Genomic DNA, 21,712 nt, shown 5'->3' with positions numbered 1-21,712 from the left:
AATACGAATGAGAAATAATATTGGGCTTGCCATCAGTGCACTGGCTCTATCTGTAAGCCAAGGGCTGCAAGCTCAGCAAGCTGACACGCTTGATACCATCGACAAAAATGATATAGAAGTCGTTGAGGTTACCGGAAATCAGCAAGCGCTAAACCCGTTAAACCCTGGCGACAATACGTTAAGTGGATTATTTGGCGCTGGTATGTCGGCAGCTGATACGCCGCGAGCGGTAACGTCTTTGTCGGCTGAAGCTATGGATGCATTAAACATCAATACCTTACACGATATTGTAAAAGCAGCGCCAAACGCCTATGCATCTAGCGGTTTTGGTACCCCTAGTTTGCCAAGTATACGTGGGCAATTGGGCGAGCTATTTCAAGATGGTATACGCCGCCAATCAGGCAACAATGGTTTTGGTTTACCGGTTTCATTCAACAGTGTTGAGCAACTAGATGTCGTGAAAGGGCCATCGCCCGTGCTGTTTGGTAGTACACAGCGAAATGGTGGCTTTGTGAACCTGCAAACCAAAACTGCGCCTACTTCAGGTAGCGAAGGGAACATTACGTTGCGCGCTGGTCGCTGGGATCAATACTCAGCGCAGCTTGATTATGGTGCCGCCATTGAAGAAGGAAAGAGTGGGGTTAGAGTCAGCGTTGAGTGGCTAGATCACGGTAGCTTTTTTGATTTTGCAGAGCGTGAAAGCAAAAACTTGTTTATTGCGTACAGATATACACCGAGCGATGCCACAACATGGGACGTAAGTGCAGAGTATTACGATGCCGAATATCCTGACATTGCAGGTATTAATCGCCCCACGCAAAACCTGATTGATAACAACCTTTATATAACGGGCCAAGGCGTACAAGCGAATGGCAGTACCGTACCTGGTGCGGGCGCTATTATCTCACCAACCGGTGAAGTGGTTATTCCCCGAAGTCAGGTGTATACCCACCCTAATGATATTAATGGTGCTGAAACTACTGTACTGCGCAGCAATTTAACCCATCAATTTTCAGATAGCCTTGTGCTACGTAACATGACCTATTATCAACACCTAACCCGTGAAGAAATTGCTCAGAATAGCTTTGTAGAGATTATTGATGGTGCCGATGCGTTCGAGAATCGCACTGAATTAGACGTGGTTTGGAACGATAAGCAAACCACCACATTTGGTTTGGCGTTACGTTATAACGATGTATTAGGTTACAGCCAGTTTACAACTGAAGCTGATAGCCCTGTAGATTTAACGGGCCCGTTAAGTAACCGAGAAATACCCTTAACCGATGCACAAAAATCACGATTGGTTGAGCTTCGTCCCGGCGTATTTGTATCACCTGGTGCCCAGTATGATATAGATGGCGATGGTGTAGGGGATTACAATTTATCTGACACCACGGATTCAACCACCTTACAAACGGGCCTTGCATTTCAGCAGCGTTCACAGTGGACAGAATCGTTTTCAACTATTGCTGGTGTTAGGTTCGACTATTACGATGTAGAAGCGCGCGATCCACTTGCTCCTGAAGGGGTTACCGCCGCTTCTGACACCTATAACGATATACTTGAAAGCGTACAACTCAGTGCGGTGTACAAGCTAACAGAATCACTTAATGCTTATGTGGCGTGGTCAGAGAATGATGCCACATCCAATAGCATGGCAGGGGGGACTACACTTACCAGTGCCAACGAAATTAACCCGCTAAATTTTGCCACTGAAAATACCCTTTACGAAGTAGGGCTTAAGTATTCCCCTGATAGTCATTGGTATGGTGAAGTGTCGGTATTTGACCAGACTCGTAGTTTACGTAACCGCGATGGCAGCAACAGTGGTGTGAAAACCAAAGGCGCAGAGTTGCAAGTTTTCTACCAAGGGCAAGATGTGTGGGTAAACGCGGCGTACAGTTATTTGGATGCGCGCTTCGATGATTCAGCGGCGTTTCAAGATACTGCACAAGTGGCCGATGCTTTTGACGATAGTCGACCAGACATTATTGAAGGCAATGGCGTTGGTTCGCCGTCTTTTGCGGCGTTTGCTCCGTCTGACTCATTAGTGCAGGGCATTCCATCGCAAATCGTGTCATTAAATGCTGGCTGGCAACTTACCGATGACTTACAAGTTGGAGCTTCGGCCTTGTACACCAAGTCGTTCCCGCTAGATTTTCTACAAACCGTATTTATACGAGACCAATTTAATATTGATGTAAATGCAGATTATCAGGTTACTGATGATATGCGCCTTCGTGTTGAAGTTATTAATATTACTGACGAAGAAAACTGGCAGCCTGTGTTTGAAGGTGGTTATTTTGGCGCTACTCTGGCCATGCCCAATACACCTCGTCACGTTCAGTTCACTATGCAATACGCGTTTTAAGCGCAATTAAGGAATAGTTTATGTTTAAGAAAATTGCACTTATCGCCGTATTGGTGGCTGCCGTTTTTGGCTTTTTCTACTTCGATTTAAATACCTATCTCACCCTTGATGGTTTGAAAGGTTCATTAGATACCTTTACACAGCAAATTGAAGAAAACCCACTGGTAAGTATTGGGGTCTTCTTCGCTATTTATGTAGCAGTAACAGCTTTATCGTTGCCTGGTGCTGCCATTCTTACCTTAGCCGCGGGTGCCTTATTTGGACTAGTACAGGGTTTTATCATTGTATCGTTTGCGTCAAGCGTAGGTGCAACCGTAGCCTTCTTAGTGGCACGCTTTATTTTACGCGATACGGTAAGAAAGCGTTTTGGTGAAAAGCTTAAAAAGATTGACGAAGGCGTTGAAAAACAAGGTGCTTTCTATTTATTCACATTGCGTTTAGTGCCCGTGTTTCCGTTCTTCCTGATTAATTTATTGATGGGCCTAACATCAATTAAAACATGGACATTCTACTGGGTAAGTCAGCTAGGTATGTTGGCGGGAACCATCGTATATGTAAATGCTGGTACCCAGCTTGCGCAGATAGACAGCTTATCGGGCATTGTATCGCCAGGACTTATATTATCGTTTGTATTACTGGGTATATTCCCGTGGATTGCTAAAGCCATTGTGGCGTTTGTTGAGCGTCGCCGTGTATACAAAGGCTATAAAAAGCCGGCTAAATTCGATAGAAACCTTATTGTTATTGGCGCAGGTGCGGGTGGCTTGGTCACCAGCTATATTGCCGCAGCGGTAAAAGCGAAAGTTACGCTTGTGGAAGCCGGTGAAATGGGCGGTGACTGTTTGAACTATGGTTGCGTACCAAGTAAAGCCCTCATCAAAACTGCCAAAGTAGCCAACCAGATGCGTCAAGCTGAAAACTATGGTTTGCACAGTGTTGAACCTACTATGTCTTTTAAAACAGTGATGCAGCGTGTACATAACGTTATTGCCACTATCGCGCCGGTAGACAGTGTAGAGCGCTATACCAGTTTGGGTGTGGATGTAGTAAAAGGCTACGCAAAGATCATCGATCCTTGGACGGTGGAAATAAAGCAAAACGATGGCGGCATGCAAACCTTAACGACCAAAAGCATTGTAGTGGCGACAGGCGCAAGCCCGTTTGTACCACCATTGCCAGGTATTGAAGAAAGTGGCTACGTCACTTCTGATACGCTATGGAGCCGTTTTGCTGAGTTAGAAGAAACGCCAAAGCGAATGATTGTATTAGGTGGCGGTCCGATTGGCTGCGAACTAGCACAAGCCTTTGCGCGCTTGGGCAGTGACGTAACACAAGTTGAGCGCTCAGATCATCTTATGGGCCGAGAAGACAAAGAAGTCGCCGAATTTTCAGAAACCGTGCTTCGCGATAGTGGCGTAAACGTATTAACCAGTCACGATGCCCTTCGTTTTGAAATTAAAAACGGTGTTAAAACCTTAGTAGTCGCGAAAGACGGTAAAGAAAGCGCTATTGAATATGACGAAGTCATTGTGGCGGTAGGGCGTAAAGCACGTCTTAACGGCTTTGGGTTAGAAGAGTTGGGCATTCAGTTTGACCGTACTATTGAAACCGATGACTACCTACAAACCTTAATGCCTAACATTTTTGCAGCGGGCGATGTAGTAGGGCCGTATCAATTTACCCATGTTGCCGCACACCACGCCTGGTATGCCGCGGTAAATGCCTTATTTGGTATCTTTAAAAAATTCAAAGTAGATTACCGTGTTATTCCATGGGCTACTTTTATCGACCCTGAAGTGGCGCGAGTGGGCCTTAATGAAAACGATGCCGCCGAGCAGGGCATTGAAGTAGAAGTCACCCGCTACGAGTTTGAAGAACTTGATAGGGCCATTGCAGAGAGCGCAAGAAAAGGCTTTATAAAAGTGCTTACACCGCCGGGCAAAGATAAAATTCTAGGGGTAACCATTGTGTCTGAACACGCTGGTGATTTGCTTGCAGAATTTGTATTAGCCATGAAGCACGATTTGGGACTTAACAAATTACTTGGCACTATTCACGCGTACCCAACGTGGGCCGAGGGTGCCAAAAACACTGCTGGTACATGGAAACGCGCTAACACACCAGAAAAATTGTTAAGCTATGTGGAAAAATTCCACACGTGGCGTCGTGGTTAATAAGGCAGCAATTATGATGAAATTATCTTCAGGTCTAAACCGCTTAAAAAGAACAACCCAATTACTTGCCGCGACTGCGCTACTGGCTATGCCAGTGGCGCATGCTGAAGAAGGGTTACACACCCCTTTTTCAGCAATGCTAACGAAGTATGTTGCGCCTATTAACCCTGTTACCAATGGTGATGGAGTAGAAATTAAAGGCACGAGCACAGAAGTTGATTATGCGGGTTTTAAATCGTCGCAATCGGACCTTACTGCTTATCTGAAAAGTTTATCGGCAGTGTCGAAGGATACATTCAATCAGTGGGATAAAAACACGCAGTTGGCGTTTTTAATTAATGCGTACAATGCCTATACCATCGATTTAATATTAACCCGATACCCTGATTTAACCTCTATTCGTGATATTGGGGGGTTCTTTTCATCACCTTGGAAGCAAGCTTTTGCGCCACTGTTTGGTGAAAAGCGTACACTTGACGGCATCGAACACGGTTTAATTCGTGAAAAAGGAGTGTACAACGAACCCCGTATTCACTTTGCCGTAAACTGTGCAAGTATTGGTTGCCCTGCATTACGTGAAGAAGCCTATGTGGGCGACAAGTTAGATGAGCAATTAGAGCAGCAGACCGTTCGTTTTTTATCTGACAATAGCCGCAATTATTACGATGGCAATACCCTTCATATTTCGAAAATTTTCAGTTGGTATAAAGAAGACTTTGAAATGAAATGGCGTGATTCATCAAGCTTAACGGGGTTTATCGCTCAATACGGCAACGCACTATCATCCAAAGATGGTTCGCCGCTCGATGACAGTGACATAAAAACGATTCTGTCAGGAAAAAGCGACATTGAGTTTTTGGATTACAACTGGGCGCTGAATGACCAAGAGTAATTTTTCGTTAGCGGCGTTAGACAGCTTGTTTCGTCTAATGCCTCTGCGTATGTCCTCTGCGCTAATGGTCAATTCAAGGGGCGGCATAGGTTTTCATACAGTGGTTCCTGTAGCTGCTTATTCAATGGTTCAAGTCGTTGCTTATGCCACTGTTCAATTAGTAATTTATATGGCCGGTCAGGTGGCTTTTTCTTCTAAAGCCATATTTAGCCTAGTAACGGCTGTGATGTTTGCTTCTACACTGGCTTTTGCATCTGAGCCCGCGCAAAAAAATGCCCAGTCACAAGTAAATGACAAGGGGCAATCTACTACTCAATTAAAAGATCAGCCTCAAAATCATTTACCAGTTTCATATCAGGCATCAGGCGATTCGCCGACGGTACAGTTTCATGCGTGGGGCGGGAGTGCTCAAGTAAATGGATATATTCAGTGGGTAAGTCAGCAAGTAAGTAGCCATTACAATATTACCTTGAACCATGTGAAGCTAGCCGACACCAGCGATGCGGTATCTCGTGTACTTGCTGAAAAAGCGGCGGGGAATCACAACCAAGGTAGCGTTAATTTAATTTGGATTAATGGCGAAAATTTCGCCGCCATGAAACGTCATAATTTATTGTTGAAAGACTGGGTAAGCAGTATTCCTAATTTTGCACTTACTAATCCGTCTCGAAACCCAGCCATGATCACCGATTTTGGTATTGCTACCGACGGGCAAGAAGCGCCGTGGGGCAAGGCATCTATGGTGTTTTATTATAATCAGCAGTTTGTAGAAAAGCCTCCGCTTAACATTCATGAATTACTTGTCTTTGCCAAGCAATACCCGGGTCGATTCACCTACCCATTACCCAACGATTACTTAGGCATAAGCTTTTTAAAGTATGCGACCATAGCGTTAAATGACGATCATCAAAATTTGTTGTACAAGCCGGTAACTGACACTGCATTGGCGAAAATTACCCCCGCGCTTTTTGAATACCTAGATACGTTGCATCCTCTGATGTATAAACAGGGCGATTATATGGTGCGACAAGCTTCGCAACTTCAAAGACTAATGGGGACCAGCGAGTTACTATTGGCCTTTTCGTTTACCGCCGCAGAAATACCCAGTGCTGTAAACCGTTTTGACTTACCCAACAGTATTCGTACTTATGCGATGGAAGACGGTAGTTTAGCGAACGTGCATTTTATTGGCATTACTTACAACACAGAAAACGTTACTGCCGCTAAGCAAGTAGTGAATTTTTTATTATCACCCCAAGCTCAAGCGAAAAAGCAGCAATTGGCAGTGTGGGGTGACGACTCAGTACTCGATTTCTCTATGCTTGCTGATAACGACAAAACATTGTTTAACGGTGTTTCGCACCACGCTTCTGAGCTAAACAAACAAAAGACAGTGCCACTTTTCGCTGAGCCCCATAGCAGTTGGACAGATGCCATACGCCAAGCATGGTTTGACCGTTACGGTGAGCGGTTCTAATGCCGGTGCTATCACGCTCTAACGTGCTTCACAGCATGACACTTTTTCAACGCATAACGCTAAGCGTTCGGGTGCTACTTATCCTAATGTTAAGTCTGCCAGTATTGGCGGGGCTAGTAGGTGTGGTGTTACCGGCTTTTGGTTATTTTCCGGCATTAGATGCTCATGATTTTACTTTCAGTGTTTTTGCACAGTTATTTGCAATAGATGGCATGAGTAAAATGGCGTTATTGTCGTTTTTCACAGGCTTAACAGCCACGGTAATTTCCGTTGCTAGTGCTTTTTTATTGTTGGCGGTGTTTTACCGCTCATCCTATCTAAACAAGCTGCAAACCTGGTTAAGCCCGTTATTAGTGTTGCCTCATGCTGCAGCTGCCATTGCACTATTATTCGTGCTTTCACCTTCTGGTTTCTTTGCTAGCATTATTGCCAATGCGAGTAACATACTAAGTAGTATAGGAATAAGCGAAACTGCTGATGTAGGTGGAGCTAGTACACTATTGCCGCCAACGTGGGCATTTCCGTACGACAGTTACGGTATATCTATCATTATTGCGCTTGCATTAAAAGAGCTACCTTTTGTGTTTTTAATGGCAGTGAGCGTAATGTCGCAGCCACACGTTAAGCGTAAGTTCGATGGTTATTTCAACAGCGCGACGGCGCTAGGCTACTCGCCGGTCACGGTGTTCTTTAAAACTATTTTCCCTATTGTGTATCCCCAAGTTCGTTTACCTATACTGGCGGTGTTAGCCTACGCTACGGCGAATGTGGAAATCCCCTTGCTGTTAGGGCCTAATAATCCGCCCACACTAGCCGTGGCCGTGGTGCAATGGTTTAATCATGTTGATTTATCGATGCGCTTTCAGGCCTCAGCGGCTGCACTGCTACAAGTAGCAGTAACCCTTGTGGCTATCTGCGTATGGATTGTGGGTGAAAAAGCCACGAAGCATGCGCAAGTTCACTTCTATTCAAATGGGCATAGGCATACAGGTCACACTTTTTCCTTGTTACTGGCACGCGCGATAGTGGCCGTTTATGTGTTACTAATAGTCTCGATAATCGTCAGCACCGTACTTTGGTCTTTTGCCACTTTCTGGCAGTTTCCTGCTTTTTTCCCAGAAGGGTTAACCTTACTACATTGGAAAACCACGCTTACGGCACTAGCAGAACCTTTCAACAATACCGTGTTGCTTGCAGTGTTAGTGAGCGGCTTTTCGGTAGTTGTTGCTACGTTAGCGTTAGAGGCAGAAACCCTAAACGAGAATAGTGAAAAAAGCTGGCGTAGCAGACAAGAAAGCAAAACCGCCTCTTACTTCAGGGGATGGTCAGGGGCGTTGCTGTCACTGACTTTGTTTTTACCGCTGTTAATACCAGGCGTAGCCTTCTTATATGGCTTAGTATGGTTTCAATTAGCCTATTTTAACGAGGCCGTGTGGCTTCATTTATTTGTTAGCCATCTTGTGTATGTGTTGCCTTATGTGTTTATTTCCTTGGCAGTGGCTTATCGTAAGTTTGACCCTAGGTATGCGCAGGTAGCTTATGGCATGGGAAAAACGCCATGGCAGGTATTTGTGAAAATAAAGCTACCGTTATTGTTTTCCCCTATGCTGGTGGCTTTTGCGCTAGGGCTGGCGATTAGTTTCAGCCAGTATTTGCCTACCTTGCTAAGTACTGGTGGGCGTATAGCTACTGTTACCACAGAAGCAGTCGCAGCGGCATCGGGTAGCAGTGCGCGGTTAACGGCTGTGTATGTAATAGTGCAAACGCTTATGCCCTTATTAGGCTTTATTCTGGCGTGGTGGCTGCCAACAATTTGTTTTAATCCGATGGGGCGCTATACGCTTCTGAAAACAAGGAAATCGAAATTATGACCTTGAAACTAGATAAGGTGAGTTTGTTTCGATACACAGATACCTTGCTTTCACTCGATGAAGAAATTAACTCAGGCGAAGTACTTTCTATCATGGGGCCAAGCGGCTCTGGCAAATCGACCTTATTGAACGCTATTGCTGGGCAGTTAACTGCGCCTTTTTCCATGACAGGAAGTATATACATTAATAATACGTGCATTAACGGCATGCCAGCTCACAATCGTGGGGTAGGCGTGCTATATCAAGACCCTTTACTTTTTGAACATATGACAGTTGGGCAAAATATTGCGTTTGCATTGCCTAGCAATGCGCCTAGTAATGCGCCTAGCAAAGCTTCGATTCATAATGCGCCTAGTAAAAAAACGTTATCAAAAGCGCAACGTGAGCAACGGGTGACTGAGATGTTGGCCGAAGTGGGCCTTAGCGATTTACAGCATCGACCCGTACAGACCTTATCGGGCGGACAACAGGCGCGTATCGCCTTATTGCGAACGTTGGCTGCCGCACCTAATGTGGTGTTACTCGATGAACCATTTAGTAAATTAGATGCTGCAACCAAAACACAAATGCGAACTTGGGTATTTAGTCAGCTTAAAGCTCGTGGTCTGCCCACCTTATTAGTTACGCACGATAGTGAAGATGTAGAAGCTGCCCAAGGGCACTTAATAGAGATTGAAACATGTTAGATGCTAAAGTTACGCCTTTTATAAAGCCGCTGTTAAGGCCCATGATTGTGGCGCTAAGCAAAGCCTGCGTTACCCCAAATCAAGTTACCTTGGCTGGTTTTGTTATTGGTATGCTGTCGGTTCCTGCCATTATTAATGGGTGGTGGACAATGGCCTTCATATGCATTGTTGCAAATAGAGTATTCGATGGTATTGATGGCGAACTTGCTCGCTTTCAGCAAAGTAGCAGTAGTGCAGGTGGCTTTTTAGATATTTGTTTAGACTTTTTATTCTACGCTGCCGTGCCGTTAGCGTTTGGTGTAGCAAACCCTGCCGAATGGGGCGTACCTGCACTAGTGCTAATGGCTGCGTTTGTAGGCACAGGTAGTAGCTTTTTGGCGTTTGCTGTAGCCGCAGAAAAATTTAATATCGAAAAGCCACAGTTTAAGAATAAGAGCTTTTACTATATGCAGGGGCTTACTGAAGGCACCGAAACCATACTCTTATTTTTAGCATTCTGTATATGGCCAGCGTATTTTCCGGTGTTGGCTTATGTTTTCGCGGTAGCGTGTGGCATTACCATCATCACACGAGTTTACAGTGGTTTTACTACCCTTAAAGCCGTAGAAGGTATTGATGATTACTGCACTAATAAAGAGAAAGAGAAGCAATAGTGGATAACACTGTACTTGTACGAGTCAGTCTATTCTTAGGCATTTTCGTAATAATGGCTTTGCTAGAAGCATGGCTGCCAGCGCGGCAATCTGTATTGGGTCGAGCTAGCAGGTGGAAAGGCAACCTGAGTATGGTGTTACTAGGCGCGCTGTGCTCAAGAGTGGTGCTGCCGGCTAGTTTAGTGGGGGTGGCTTTATGGGCGGATAGTACTAATGTGGGTTTATTTAACAGCGTAAATGTGAGTTATTGGGTTGTGGTCGCGCTTAGTGTATTGCTGTTAGATATGGTGATTTATTGGCAGCACAGACTGTTTCATAAAGTTCCTTTGCTGTGGCGTATTCATAAAATGCACCACGCAGACAGCCATGTAGATACCACCACAGGGCTTCGCTTCCATCCTATCGAAATTGTATTAAGCTTGTTCATTAAAGCGGCGGTGGTTATTGCGTTCGGTGTGCCTGCTATTGCGATAGTTATTTTCGAAGTTGGTTTGAACGGATTTGCCTTGTTTAACCATGCGAATATTAGGCTTCCGCAAAAATGGGATGACAGAATTGGGATGGTTATTATTACCCAGCGGTTACATCGCATTCACCACAGCCAACTAAAAGCAGAGTCGAATACTAATTTTGGTTTTAGCGTTTCTTGGTGGGACAAACTCTTTGGTAGTTTTAAAAGCCGTGCAACCATGCGCGATGAAGATATTGCTATAGGGCAAAAAGATTACCCTGCAACAAACGATAATGCAGGCATAATAGCATTGCTAAAAATGCCATTTAACCGCTGAAACTTCGGTGGTAACTCTCTCTAGGTTAAACCAGAAACTTTAAGCGCTAAATACACGGTACCCAACTGAATTATCATTCCTAGGCCAATAAATACACCGTCTCGGTTAGTCATACCTATAGCGGTTAATGTTAGCGCAAATGCGGGGAGTGCTACGGCGAAAGGCACAACTTCAAGCGGGATCATACACAGCGATGCTATAGCACAATAACCCGCGACTATATTTTTCCATGGGGTGTTTGATAGTACCGCTAAGCGTGGTTTTAACAGCTTCTCGGCTTTTTTAACGTAAGGTTTGGCTCTGTCTACTGCGTTTTCTAGCTTGTCCTGTTTAATTTCCTGCTTGGTAATTTTATTTGGTAACCAAGGTGCACTTCTGCCTAGTGCAACCTGTATACAGATTAAAAAGAGGGTAATACCGCATAATGAAGGCACGCCGGGGATGGCGCCAGTAGGCAGCAGGGCAATTAACGAAGGTATTAGCAGTAGTGGACCAAACCCTCTGTCTTCAAAGCGAGCGATAATATCTTCAGCGCTTTGCTTTTCGCCCCCATCTTCATCAACAAGTTTATCTAAAAGCCCACTTATTGATTCATTCATATTGACCCATCCGTAAGTTACCTCGCATTCTAAAGAATGACACTATGGTGAAACATAGCTGCTGCAATTTATTACGTAAGTTCCTTGTAATGGATTAATGCAAATATTCTTACAGTTGAACCTATTCGCTGAAAAGCGTGTTTTAGTAATATGTACTAAAGTAATAACTAACTGTTTAACTTTCTATAAGGGCTATAAGTGAAGCCAAATGAAGGCATTGCATTATTACGTCAACTCCCTACGTGTTTATTGTTCAAACGCCTTGGTGATACAGAGTTTGATGTAAGCATTGCATTTGCGCGTCAGTTCGGTGAGGCACGCGTATCTGATGCGTTCTTAGACAGCCTACGTTTTTTCGATCCTATTACTAAAGAGGAGCTTTCAGGTAGCTATCACCCCTTTGCTATAGCAGAGGAAACCTTGCACCTTTGCCAATGGGTACGCATCCAATCTTATGAAAGAGGGATTCAGTTTTTTATAGAAAGTGCTGTTATTACGGTTGACGGCGTTAGCCTAGTGGTGATTAACGCAAAGGCGGTTCAGAATAATTTGTTTATTGCGCCGGAAGAATCGTCGCCTGTGGGCAAACACATTACGTTTAATGGGTTACTTTCAACCCTATCTACGCAACTGATTAATACTACCAGTGACAAAATCGATAGTCTTATCGAGAGTATTTTGGGCGCATTCGGTGAATTCTGCGACCTTGACCGTTGCTATTTATTTAAATTTTTTGATGACACAAAATTTGCTTGTAACACCCACGAATGGGTAGCTGCTGGGGTGACGCCTTATAAAGATGATCTTCAAGCGTTACCGATGGAAACCATGCCGTATCTGAATAGAAAAATTAAGCAAGATGGCCTTTTCAAAGTAAATAATGTGGCCTATTTACCCAAAGAAGCTGCAGGGGAAAAAGAGGAGTTCGAGCGAGAGCGTATTTGTTCGATACTCTGTGCTGCTATTGAATTGGATGAAGGGATTTTTGGTTTTATTGGTTGTGATATAACGGGTAGTCCTTACACGTGGCGCGATTATGATATTAAGTATTTAAAGCGTATTGCACAGATGTTGGCAAATACATTGCAAAACGCCCATAACGAACGGGCGCTGTTTGAGGCAAAACAACAACTTATAGAAGCCAACCTTAAGTTAGCTAAACTTGCCAATATTGATGGTTTAACAGGGATAGCGAACAGAAGGCTGTTTGACGATACCTTGCAAAGCGATATACAAAGAAGTGTTCAGAGTAAAACGCCGCTAAGCTTATTGTTGATTGATGTCGATCACTTCAAAATTTACAACGATTGCTATGGCCATGTAGCGGGCGATAGCGTATTAATTCAGGTGGCCGAAATATTGAAGAAAACCTGTATTGGCAATGATGATGTGGTGGCAAGGTATGGTGGAGAAGAATTTGCCGTCATCATGCCCTTCACTGACATGAGTTCAGCGCTAAAAGTGGCCGAGCGTATTCGCAGTAATATCGAGAAAGCAGCCATTATGTTCAAACAATCAAATTACAACAGTAGGCTGACGATAAGCTTAGGCGCTTCTACCATGGCATTTAGTCACCCAGTGAGCCCTAACGAATTAATTCAGCGAGCCGATGCTGCACTCTATTTGGCTAAATCGCTAGGGCGTAATCGCGTTGATATATGGGAAACCCATGAAACTGCGCTGCGTTAAAGCGTAAGTACCAGTTTTCCAATATGGGCTTTTTGCTCGAAGTCTGTTTGCGCTTGTTTTATCTCTTCAATGGGGTAAGTTTTAGAGACAAGTGGGGCAATATCACCCGCTTCAATACGCTTCACTAGGTTGCCAAATACCTTTTCACTAATCATAGTACAGCCCAGTAGTTGTAAATCTTTTAAGTACAGGGTTCGAACATCTAAGGTTACGCTATGCCCACCAATAGCGCCCGATACTGCGTAGCGACCAAAGGGGCGCATCATCTCAAGCAGTTCTGGCCATCTTGGTCCTGCCACTAAATCGATAACAACATCAAACGGCTTATCCTTCGCATACGCTAACCAATTACAGTCGCGAGTTAGCGTGTCATCTGCCCCTAAAGCCTTCAATGCGTCTTGTTTTGATTCACTGGTGATCGCCACTACAAAAGCGCCTCGTGCTTTTGCTAATTGCACCGCAGCAGAACCTACGCCACCAGAAGCGCCAGTAACCAGTACTCTGTCTCCTGTGACTACGTTAGCGCGGTGCAGCATGTTTTCAGCGGTAGAATATGAACATGGAAATGAAGCAAGCTCGGCATCTGACATGGATGTATTTACGGTATAGGCATGTTTTGCAGCTACTTTTGTGTACTGGGCAAAACCGCCGTCGCATTCAGATCCAAAATACCAAGGTGAAGGTAATTTAGCGCCATCCGCTTCGGTTAAGCAGGGTTCAATAATGACCCGCTCACCAATACGTGCAGTGTCTACCTTACTGCCTACAGCTACAATATAACCGCATACATCTGCGCCCTGTATTCGAGGGAGTGCGAATGCTTCACCATTCCAGGATTCAACGTCGGTGCTATCGTCCTTTGTGTACCATCCCTTACGAGTATTTATGTCAGTGTTATTGACACCCGCGGCGGCCACTTTAATCACAACGTCGGTGGCAGCGGGAATAGGCAGGGGAAGATCGTGACGAAAACTAAGCGCATCAAGATCGCCATGATGGGTAAGCACTACCCCTTTCATATGTGAGGGAAGTTGGGACATTCATCGTCTCCTTTAAGATAAATCATGTTTAATAAGCGTTTGATCTAACATGGCCTGCGTTGTGGTTAACGCTTGTTCGCCCATGGTTGGCCACGCAGCTGACATTCCTTCATGCATGATGAACAGTGAACGAGACAGTGATTCGCTTTGCGTTAAATCGTAAAGCCATTGGCGTACGTCGGCTTTATGAGTATTTACAGCTGTGGTGACCTGTGTGTAGTTTGGGTAGCTTGATAAGGCTTGTAGCGACATGCATCCGTTAGGGGCGTATTGCTGTAGCCATAACGCTAAACGTGAAAAAACATGTTTTACTGCCGCTATCATATTGTCCGGGCAGTCTGCGGCTAGAAATGACAAATACCGCTGGTGGCGGTGGGTTAGTGCCCCAATGATCATAGCTTCCTTAGAAGGAAAATATTTGTATAAGGTTTTTAGCGTGGTACCCGTTTGTTCTTTTAACGAGGCGACATTAGGCTGGGTAAAGCCATTAATGCTAAAAGCGTTTTCTAACCGTGCGGCAATGTCATTTTTTCGCTCATCGGGCGTCATCTTGCTCTCCAATCTTCAATATCTAACTTCTGAGAGATAAGTAGAATATTTGTTCTACTATGATAAGGGTAGGGTAGAGCAACCATTCTACTTTTGCAAGTCGCATTACAAAGTTGAAGATTAGAGCGCTGATATCTATGTCTTTTTTATGCAAGGGTTAACACTAATAGTTGTTGCTTATCCGAAATTGTTACTTTTTACAGTAACTTTGATAGTTGTGATTGTTTTTGTTAACTTTGATAAATGTGATTATTTATAGTAACTTTACTGAAAGTGTCTTATTACGGTAACTTTCAAACCAATGAGACTCACCGTAGAGTAATATTGCATCTGTATAAAAACACAGGCAATCTACATTGCGGGTATGTTGCAGATAAGGTGAAAGTGGGTGCAAGCTAGATATGAGATTGGCGATTATTAATCGAAATCAGCCCTCCTCCCCACAACAAAGAGAAAGCAAAGAGCAAACAAAGAGCAAACAAAGAGCAAATAAAGGCTGATTAAAAGCTAGATAAAAGGGAATGTATGGATAATACGAACAAGCGGCAGGCGGTGATAACCGGAGATATCGCAAACTCCCAGCAATTAAGTAATAGCGATTTAGCTCATGTATTACAGGTGCTAACCCATGAACTTAAGGAGCAGTCGGCAATGTACAACGGGCAATACGACGTATTTCGTGGTGATGCTTTTCAAGTTGTCATTCCAGAGCCTGAAAAAGCCATGCTTGTCGCCATTTGCATCCGGTTAGCATTAAAAGCTTGCACGCCCACTACAGATATACGTATTAGCGTAGGTGTTGGCAACGTGAGTTTTACTGATGGGAAAGTGAAAACCGGAAATGGTGATGCCTTCGTTCGTTCGGGTAGGGCACTTGATAGCTTGAAGTCACAATATCTTGCCTTTTCAAGCGACAATGAAGCGTTTAATAAACACGCAAGCTTATTGACCGCGTTTGTCGATAGCCATATTACATCCTTAACGCAAACACAGTCGGAAACGTTACTGGCCTACATTAAAGCAGAAGATAAAGGGCATGAGAATATTGCGACGACGCTGGGTAAAAACCGCAGCAATATCACGCGTATTTTAAACGCCAGTCAATATCACTTAGTCAGTGATTATTTGCATTACATGGCAACAGAAGTGAAAACGGAGCAGTAAGCATGGAGCAACTTAGCATAGTAATAGGGCTATTGGTTGCCCATTTACTGGGAGACTTTTATTTTCAGCCAACCCGCTGGGTGGAAAGTCGAAATACTAAACACCTTCAATCGCCCGCGTTATATCTTCATGCTTTATTGCATGGGGTCTTGGCCCTTATTGCGTTGCTCGCGACGTCGGCTATAACGGTACTTACAACCAAAGAGTCGGGATTGGCAGATATCGACTTTACCGCACTTATGATGGTGGCTGGTGGAATATTAATAAGCCATTTTGTTATAGATGCAATAAAGTCTTACGCAAAAAGCACAACCTTAGCGTTTGCAATCGATCAAGCGGCACACATTGGCGTTATCGTTATTTTATGGGCACTGCTTACTGCTCAGATAGAGCCGTTGTTTAAGCAAATCTTACTGATTAACCATCAGCATCTGGCCATACTCTTGGCGTACTTAATTATTTTAAAGCCAACGTCCATTTTTATAAAACAACTTCTGTCGCCATGGAGCAAAGAGCTTGATGAGCATGCTAAACCAAAAACAGCCAGTACATTAGTTCAGCTTCCCATACAAAATACACTCGCCATGGCTGGGCAGCGAATTGGTTATTTAGAGCGTTTGCTTATTCTTACTTTTGTACTGCTCAATCAATTTGCAGCAATAGGGTTCCTACTTGCCGCTAAATCAATTTTTCGGTTTGGTGATTTGACAAAAAGCGAAGACAAAAAGCTAACCGAATACGTATTGTTGGGTACATTAACGAGTGTGGTGATTACCGTCGCAGTAGGGCTTACCGTTAGGTGGTATATTGGAAAACTCTAGTTCTTGATAGTTTCCAGCATTAACGTGGCTGCAGCATCAACCTGTAGAGGAGGGTGGTAGTAATAGCCTTGTATCACGTCGCAACCCATTTCACGCAGACGCATAAGTTGATCTTCTGTTTCTACACACTCGCCCACTGTGGCTAGGTTAAGCCCTTTGGCCAACATAATAATCGCGCTCACAATGCCATCGTTAGATGAAGACTTCCCAAGTTTTTGCACGAAACTGCCATCAATTTTCAACTTGTCGATAGGTAAGGTGGAAATGTAGCTCAGGCAAGAATAACCCGTACCAAAGTCGTCAATAGAGACGTTAAAGCCCAATTTTTTAAGCTTTTTCAGTGACGTTAATGCAAATTCCGTAGAACTTATAAACGTATTTTCCGTCAGTTCAACTTCAATGAGCTCAGGTGGTATTTGGTTAGACGCCATAATGTCGGCAATTTGCTCGGCGCAATCTAATTGGGTAATAAAACAAGCAGGTAAGTTAATCGCAACTGGCACTAAAGGAACACCAAGCGCCCGCCACTGATTCATTTGAGTGCTTACTCGGTTTAATATCCATATACTAAGAGAATTAATTAAGCCAGCTTCCTCTGCGATAGGAATAAAGTCTGAAGGGGGGATATAGTTACCTTCACCATCTTGCCAACGTATTAACGCTTCCATACCTTGAACACGGCCCGTGTAAGCACAAATTTGAGGCTGGTAAACCATATGAAACGCATCTTCAAGCTTTAACGCTTGTCGTAATTTCCCTTCCACAGACAGTCGATTCAGCGAATTTTCTAACATGCCGTTGTTAAAAAAGCAGAACTGACCAGGCCCATTTTCTTTAGCGTGGTACATGCTGGTATCGGCATGTTTTAACAGCGAGATGCCGTTTTCACTCTCGGTTTCATATATCGCAATACCAATACTGGTAGAAATGTGAAGTTGATGCCCTTCCAACAGCATAGGTTCACTCAAACTGGCAATGATTTGATTAGCAAGGTACGCTAAATCATCTTTAGCGTGAATTTCTTCAACCATAACCACAAATTCATCGCCGCCCCATCTAGACACACTGTCTTGTTGCATCACGATTTCAGTCAGCTTTTTTGAAACTTCAATAAGCACTTTATCGCCAATATCATGCCCCAGACTGTCGTTGATAAGCTTAAAGCGATCTAAATCTAGGAACATAACGGCCAGTGGGCTGCCATGTTTATTGGCTTTGCTTACCGCAAGCTCCAACTGATCTACAAAAAGGTGGCGATTGGGTAAGTGCGTTAACGCATCATAATTGGCGCGTTGATAAAGCTGGCGAGTTCGAAGTTCTACCAAACTTTCAAGTTCAGTATTGTGAGCCTTTAACTGCTCTTGGTGATTTTCAACGGTTGCCAGAATATCGTTAACGCCAGAAAATAACTCGCCTAATTCGTCGTTACGTACTTCTGGCAGACGAGTGTGATATTCACGGGATGTGGCTACTTTTCTAATCAGTGAAATCAGCTTATCGATGGGGCTGGTAAAGAGCTTCTGTAAACGAAAATTAAGCAAGTATGAAAGCAGCATACTTAATAACAATACGCCTATCACCACCAGCATTGCCTGGTGTTGTTGTGTATCAAGAGAGTACGTACTGGCCGATAGCAGAAGGTAGCCAATAATTTCTTCATCAAAAACGATAGGCTCTAGAAAGTAAAGCGCATCGTCTTTAAAGGTTTCCCCTAGTGGAAGTTGCTGAGGGGAGGTTAAATCTAAAACGCCCTCTCTGGCATATTCGGCGAATAGGTTGAATTCAGCATCGTAAACTTTTGCGGTTAGTGTAGCTTGCAACTGCGATGCTGCAAACAGTAAATCTTGGGTAGACTGCGCATCATTGAAAAGCACCGATGAGCGGCTGGCCGACGCCAACAATGTAGATTGGCTGCTGAGCACATTCACTAAGTTGGTTTTGTGATCGTCAACGAAATTCGAATACAGTAAACCCGCTACTAGGCACAAAGATAGAAAGTTAACCGAGAGGACGGCAAACAATTGTTTGGTAAAAAACGACGTAGAACGAAATATCATTTAATTTTCGCTACCTTTAACAATTCAGAACTAATCGTTAACTCAAGACGTTCAGCCTCTGCTAAATCAATTTCAAACCTTAACCGATTATTTTCTTCATAAAATGTAAATACCGCTGGGCGGTCAATAAGGTTGGGTAAATCACTTATAATGATGGTTGATGCGGCTAGGTTTAACAGGCTGTCATCATTTTCGATGAGATAGGCAAAGGTGCAGTTTTGCTTTTTGTCCAACATCACGATGCGAATGGGTGCACCGCTACTCGTTGGTCGGCTTTCAACTAACTGGGTTAAAAACTGCTGAAACGTTTCGTCATTCTGCACACAAAAGTTGACCGAGCCAGCGTCAGTACTACGCCATGTCATAAACTTTGTGAAGTTAAACATGTAAGCCGCTTTAACCTTGTCGAGCTTTTTAAGATCTGCATAAGCCGAGTGACTGACGGCTAAGGTCAGAGCGACAGCAATGAATAAAGAACGCATGTACAACGTTTAATACAATACGGAGAATTGAAGGCCTGCGCGCCACAATTCTTGGGGTTGAGGGCCATTTAGGTTTTGATATACAGGTTTACTGATATCAGCTACCACTTTTAACCAATCGATAGGAACAAACGACACTCCCCCAAACACACTCACTTTTTCTCCGCCGTACAAATCAGGGTTAGTAATACTTGCAGGGTAAGGGAAGTTACCACCTATAGTGATTTCGTCATCCTGACCATGAATAGACTCGGAATAGCCCAATGTTGCCCCAGTGAACAATGCCGTACTCTGAGAAAGCGGGAAGCTATATTTTCCACTAAGTTTATAGTTGTTTCCTAAGCGATAGTGCCTATCGTTGGTACCCGTGCGAAGCATGGCCGATAGGGTAACAGTAAACGTATGCTCGCCTTTATTTTGATAACTCACTTCAACAGGGATATCGTAGGTTCCTGAGCCTAACTGCATTGTGTAGGGAAGCTGTTGATCACCTGCATCTCTAGGCGTATCACCTTGCTCGTCAATTGAACCTGTTGGCAGGCTAAGCCCTGCAGTAACCCACCAACTAAACTCACTGTTGTCTTCTAACGCATAACTGGCTGACAGCGCAATATCGCCCAAACCTGAAGATGAAATAACAAAATGGTCGTAGCCTGGTACCACACTAATGTGGTCAGTTTCTTGATGAATAAAAGGCACTTGGATACCGAGCTTAAGGCGTTCATTTACTTGGTAACCTAGCTGAACAATTTTAGCGTACTGGTCGATAATTGTCGGTACAACAGGAAAGTTACTTGAAGTCCGTGGCTCTTCACCAAGAGAGAACAGCACATCATCAAGGCTCACATCGCTATCATCAATTTTATAGCCATCAAATTCTGCGGCTTTCAGTTGTACAGCGAAACTCCACCTATTCGGCGAAGATTGTTCGGTATCTTTTTCATTTATATCGACATCTAGCAAGGCTTGAAAACTTAATTCAGCAAACTCTGAAGGCGTACTTTGGGCTAATGCGGCAGAGGTAAAAGAAACTAAGCCAAAACTGGCTATTCCCAGAAATGTTCTCATTAAAGTGCTCCGAGATTGGCCAAGTGAAAAGAAATCACAAAGAAGAATGTAAAGCATAAGGCATTGTTACACTATCGCAAACTTCTCTTGCACTCGTCAACCACTTATGGAGCTTATTCAACTAATTGATTAGAATAGAATAAATTAAAAATAAAATGAAGGTTTTTTCACCTGTTTATCGTGTTTTAATATCGAGATTTAAGACCTTATTTTGTTAAATATATATATAGATCAGCAGCAAACAAGTAGTTTCATTTTGCCATAGTGATTGACCCAACCTAGCTGACCAAAAAATGGGCGAGTGAATTAGCCCTTTAAAACTATAGGCTTAATTCACTCTCTATGGTTATTAGAAAACGCGGTAAGCACTATTAGTGCGAATATAAATAGTCGCTTCTTGCTGACCTTCATTCACGAGTTGATGCTTGAAGTTGCCAGTAGACTCTACATAGCTACCTGCACTTAACGATATCGGTAATGTGATATCTACTGAATGATAATCAACGTCGCCAGCTATAACGACAGCGCGAAATTCGCTGGCGTGTGTACCAATAGTGCCTTTAAAGCCAACCGGTAATTTTATCATTGAGCCATTCATATCGGCGGTGCTGCCCCACAAATAAGTAGACGAGACACCTGCTGCAGTTATGTCGTGCAGCTCGCCATCGTTAAGCCATACAATATTGTCTTTATGCAGGTTTAGCGGGCGTTCGCCATTATCAAAATGCTCACTAGACGGTTGTACCAAATAAGGGCCAGAATCAATTTCTAAGTAGATTAGGTTGGCGCTACCGTTTGCTGCTGTGGTGTGATCTTCGCCAGCAGGTTGGGTCCAAAAAGAACCAGCAGGCATCCACATTTTACCTGCACTAGGATCGTCGTTGTGCATAGCACCGTCAATCACGATGCCGCGATACGTAATATTATGAATATGCGGTGGAGATTCAAAACCTTTATTAAAGCGCACCAGCATACCGGTTGCGGTATTTTTAGTGCGGTCTCCCCAAAGATCGGCTGCGCCTGGGCTCTTATCACCACGAAGCGGGTTAAGGTAACCCCATTCAATATCATCTGCTGCTACGACCCTAGATGCGGTTTCTGCGGCAAAGGCTGTTGTACTTGTAAATGATGTTGAAAATGCCACTGCGCTTGAAAATGCGAGCGCGAGCGATGTTGCTTTAACTGTGAATTTCATTTTTAAACCCTTTAACTTGATTGCTTGAGGGTATTTTATGGGCTGAAAGGCAGTGGATAAATGGGCAAATCGTCAATACACTTTCGTTAAAACGTGGATAATAGTTGCCTTGATTGAAGATATTGATTTGATTTTA

General features: G+C 43.8%; 18 protein-coding genes. 11 read left to right on the top strand and 7 right to left on the bottom strand.

Annotated elements, in window-relative coordinates; all coding sequences use genetic code 11:
* The first annotated feature begins 7 nt into the window (after positions 1-7).
* The 8 genes from ALT761_RS11220 to ALT761_RS11185 are packed head-to-tail and all read left to right on the top strand — an operon-like array spanning position 8 to position 10,912.
* Positions 8-2,371, top strand: coding sequence for a TonB-dependent receptor (locus ALT761_RS11220; RefSeq protein ID WP_129738743.1), 2,364 nt, complete (start codon positions 8-10; stop codon positions 2,369-2,371).
* A gap of 20 nt (positions 2,372-2,391) precedes the next feature.
* Positions 2,392-4,545 (top strand): FAD-dependent oxidoreductase, encoded by a 2,154-nt coding sequence (locus ALT761_RS11215; RefSeq protein ID WP_129738741.1) that lies wholly within the window; start codon positions 2,392-2,394, stop codon positions 4,543-4,545.
* 16 nt (positions 4,546-4,561) lie between these two features.
* Entirely contained in the window at positions 4,562-5,437 is an 876-nt protein-coding gene (locus ALT761_RS11210; RefSeq protein WP_442858147.1) for a DUF547 domain-containing protein, read from the top strand.
* Complete coding sequence (locus ALT761_RS11205; protein ID WP_232043439.1) at positions 5,424-6,914, top strand: ABC transporter substrate-binding protein; 1,491 nt, start codon at positions 5,424-5,426, stop codon at positions 6,912-6,914. The genes ALT761_RS11210 and ALT761_RS11205 overlap by 14 nt, the downstream gene beginning before the upstream one ends.
* A gap of 35 nt (positions 6,915-6,949) precedes the next feature.
* Entirely contained in the window at positions 6,950-8,785 is a 1,836-nt protein-coding gene (locus ALT761_RS11200; RefSeq protein ID WP_129738737.1) for an ABC transporter permease, read from the top strand.
* On the top strand, positions 8,782-9,471 hold the full coding sequence (locus ALT761_RS11195) for an ATP-binding cassette domain-containing protein (RefSeq protein WP_129738735.1): 690 nt from the start codon (positions 8,782-8,784) through the stop codon (positions 9,469-9,471). The genes ALT761_RS11200 and ALT761_RS11195 overlap by 4 nt, the downstream gene beginning before the upstream one ends.
* The gene (locus tag ALT761_RS11190; protein WP_129738733.1) at positions 9,465-10,124 is read left to right on the top strand and encodes a CDP-alcohol phosphatidyltransferase family protein; all 660 of its coding nucleotides are present in this window, start codon (positions 9,465-9,467) and stop codon (positions 10,122-10,124) included. Before ALT761_RS11195 ends, ALT761_RS11190 begins: the two co-directional genes overlap by 7 nt.
* Entirely contained in the window at positions 10,124-10,912 is a 789-nt protein-coding gene (locus tag ALT761_RS11185; protein WP_129738731.1) for a sterol desaturase family protein, read from the top strand. Before ALT761_RS11190 ends, ALT761_RS11185 begins: the two co-directional genes overlap by 1 nt.
* 20 nt (positions 10,913-10,932) lie before the next feature.
* On the opposite strand, the gene ALT761_RS11180 is transcribed toward ALT761_RS11185, so the two are convergent.
* Complete coding sequence (locus ALT761_RS11180) at positions 10,933-11,511, bottom strand: exopolysaccharide biosynthesis protein (RefSeq protein WP_129738729.1); 579 nt, start codon at positions 11,509-11,511, stop codon at positions 10,933-10,935.
* A gap of 198 nt (positions 11,512-11,709) precedes the next feature.
* Between ALT761_RS11180 and ALT761_RS11175 the strand changes: the two genes are divergently transcribed.
* Entirely contained in the window at positions 11,710-13,200 is a 1,491-nt protein-coding gene (locus tag ALT761_RS11175; RefSeq protein WP_129738727.1) for a sensor domain-containing diguanylate cyclase, read from the top strand.
* Here ALT761_RS11175 and ALT761_RS11170 read toward each other — a convergent pair.
* Both ALT761_RS11170 and ALT761_RS11165 read right to left on the bottom strand, forming a co-directional pair.
* Positions 13,197-14,240, bottom strand: coding sequence for an alcohol dehydrogenase family protein (locus ALT761_RS11170; RefSeq protein WP_129738725.1), 1,044 nt, complete (start codon positions 14,238-14,240; stop codon positions 13,197-13,199). The two genes, ALT761_RS11175 and ALT761_RS11170, sit on opposite strands and share 4 nt — an antisense overlap.
* A gap of 12 nt (positions 14,241-14,252) precedes the next feature.
* On the bottom strand, positions 14,253-14,789 hold the full coding sequence (locus tag ALT761_RS11165) for a TetR/AcrR family transcriptional regulator (RefSeq protein WP_129738723.1): 537 nt from the start codon (positions 14,787-14,789) through the stop codon (positions 14,253-14,255).
* Between the two features lie 525 nt (positions 14,790-15,314).
* Here ALT761_RS11165 and ALT761_RS11160 point away from each other — a divergent pair.
* Positions 15,315-15,953, top strand: a complete 639-nt coding sequence (locus ALT761_RS11160; RefSeq protein WP_129738721.1) for a hypothetical protein — start codon at positions 15,315-15,317, stop codon at positions 15,951-15,953.
* A 2-nt stretch (positions 15,954-15,955) separates the two neighbouring features.
* Positions 15,956-16,774 (top strand): DUF3307 domain-containing protein, encoded by an 819-nt coding sequence (locus tag ALT761_RS11155; RefSeq protein ID WP_129738719.1) that lies wholly within the window; start codon positions 15,956-15,958, stop codon positions 16,772-16,774.
* Here ALT761_RS11155 and ALT761_RS11150 read toward each other — a convergent pair.
* From ALT761_RS11150 to ALT761_RS11135, 4 genes are all read right to left on the bottom strand, one after another.
* On the bottom strand, positions 16,771-18,831 hold the full coding sequence (locus ALT761_RS11150) for a putative bifunctional diguanylate cyclase/phosphodiesterase (RefSeq protein WP_129738717.1): 2,061 nt from the start codon (positions 18,829-18,831) through the stop codon (positions 16,771-16,773). The genes ALT761_RS11155 and ALT761_RS11150 overlap by 4 nt on opposite strands.
* On the bottom strand, positions 18,828-19,313 hold the full coding sequence (locus tag ALT761_RS11145) for a YfiR family protein (protein ID WP_129738715.1): 486 nt from the start codon (positions 19,311-19,313) through the stop codon (positions 18,828-18,830). The genes ALT761_RS11150 and ALT761_RS11145 overlap by 4 nt, the downstream gene beginning before the upstream one ends.
* A 9-nt stretch (positions 19,314-19,322) precedes the next feature.
* Positions 19,323-20,381 (bottom strand): transporter, encoded by a 1,059-nt coding sequence (locus ALT761_RS11140; RefSeq protein WP_129738712.1) that lies wholly within the window; start codon positions 20,379-20,381, stop codon positions 19,323-19,325.
* A 349-nt stretch (positions 20,382-20,730) separates the two neighbouring features.
* Positions 20,731-21,576, bottom strand: coding sequence for a DUF4437 domain-containing protein (locus tag ALT761_RS11135; RefSeq protein WP_129738710.1), 846 nt, complete (start codon positions 21,574-21,576; stop codon positions 20,731-20,733).
* Positions 21,577-21,712: the final 136 nt, after the last annotated feature.

Origin of the sequence: Alteromonas sp. 76-1, from assembly GCF_900654235.1 — a bacterium.
GTDB classification, from domain to species: domain Bacteria; phylum Pseudomonadota; class Gammaproteobacteria; order Enterobacterales; family Alteromonadaceae; genus Alteromonas; species Alteromonas naphthalenivorans.
This window is presented reverse-complemented; position numbering and strand designations above follow the sequence as displayed.

What these genes read in the sequence shown, in the direction of transcription:
- ALT761_RS11220 (WP_129738743.1), top strand. Translation starts at nt 8, where the DNA reads ATGAGAAATAATATTGGGCTTGCCATCAGTGCACTGGCTCTATCTGTA.
- ALT761_RS11215 (WP_129738741.1), top strand. Translation starts at nt 2,392, where the DNA reads ATGTTTAAGAAAATTGCACTTATCGCCGTATTGGTGGCTGCCGTTTTT.
- ALT761_RS11210 (WP_442858147.1), top strand. Translation starts at nt 4,562, where the DNA reads ATGAAATTATCTTCAGGTCTAAACCGCTTAAAAAGAACAACCCAATTA.
- ALT761_RS11205 (WP_232043439.1), top strand. Translation starts at nt 5,424, where the DNA reads ATGACCAAGAGTAATTTTTCGTTAGCGGCGTTAGACAGCTTGTTTCGT.
- ALT761_RS11200 (WP_129738737.1), top strand. Translation starts at nt 6,950, where the DNA reads ATGACACTTTTTCAACGCATAACGCTAAGCGTTCGGGTGCTACTTATC.
- ALT761_RS11195 (WP_129738735.1), top strand. Translation starts at nt 8,782, where the DNA reads ATGACCTTGAAACTAGATAAGGTGAGTTTGTTTCGATACACAGATACC.
- ALT761_RS11190 (WP_129738733.1), top strand. Translation starts at nt 9,465, where the DNA reads ATGTTAGATGCTAAAGTTACGCCTTTTATAAAGCCGCTGTTAAGGCCC.
- ALT761_RS11180 (WP_129738729.1), bottom strand. Translation starts at nt 11,511, where the DNA reads ATGAATGAATCAATAAGTGGGCTTTTAGATAAACTTGTTGATGAAGAT.
- ALT761_RS11170 (WP_129738725.1), bottom strand. Translation starts at nt 14,240, where the DNA reads ATGTCCCAACTTCCCTCACATATGAAAGGGGTAGTGCTTACCCATCAT.
- ALT761_RS11165 (WP_129738723.1), bottom strand. Translation starts at nt 14,789, where the DNA reads ATGACGCCCGATGAGCGAAAAAATGACATTGCCGCACGGTTAGAAAAC.
- ALT761_RS11160 (WP_129738721.1), top strand. Translation starts at nt 15,315, where the DNA reads ATGGATAATACGAACAAGCGGCAGGCGGTGATAACCGGAGATATCGCA.
- ALT761_RS11155 (WP_129738719.1), top strand. Translation starts at nt 15,956, where the DNA reads ATGGAGCAACTTAGCATAGTAATAGGGCTATTGGTTGCCCATTTACTG.
- ALT761_RS11150 (WP_129738717.1), bottom strand. Translation starts at nt 18,831, where the DNA reads ATGATATTTCGTTCTACGTCGTTTTTTACCAAACAATTGTTTGCCGTC.
- ALT761_RS11145 (WP_129738715.1), bottom strand. Translation starts at nt 19,313, where the DNA reads ATGCGTTCTTTATTCATTGCTGTCGCTCTGACCTTAGCCGTCAGTCAC.
- ALT761_RS11140 (WP_129738712.1), bottom strand. Translation starts at nt 20,381, where the DNA reads ATGAGAACATTTCTGGGAATAGCCAGTTTTGGCTTAGTTTCTTTTACC.
- ALT761_RS11135 (WP_129738710.1), bottom strand. Translation starts at nt 21,576, where the DNA reads ATGAAATTCACAGTTAAAGCAACATCGCTCGCGCTCGCATTTTCAAGC.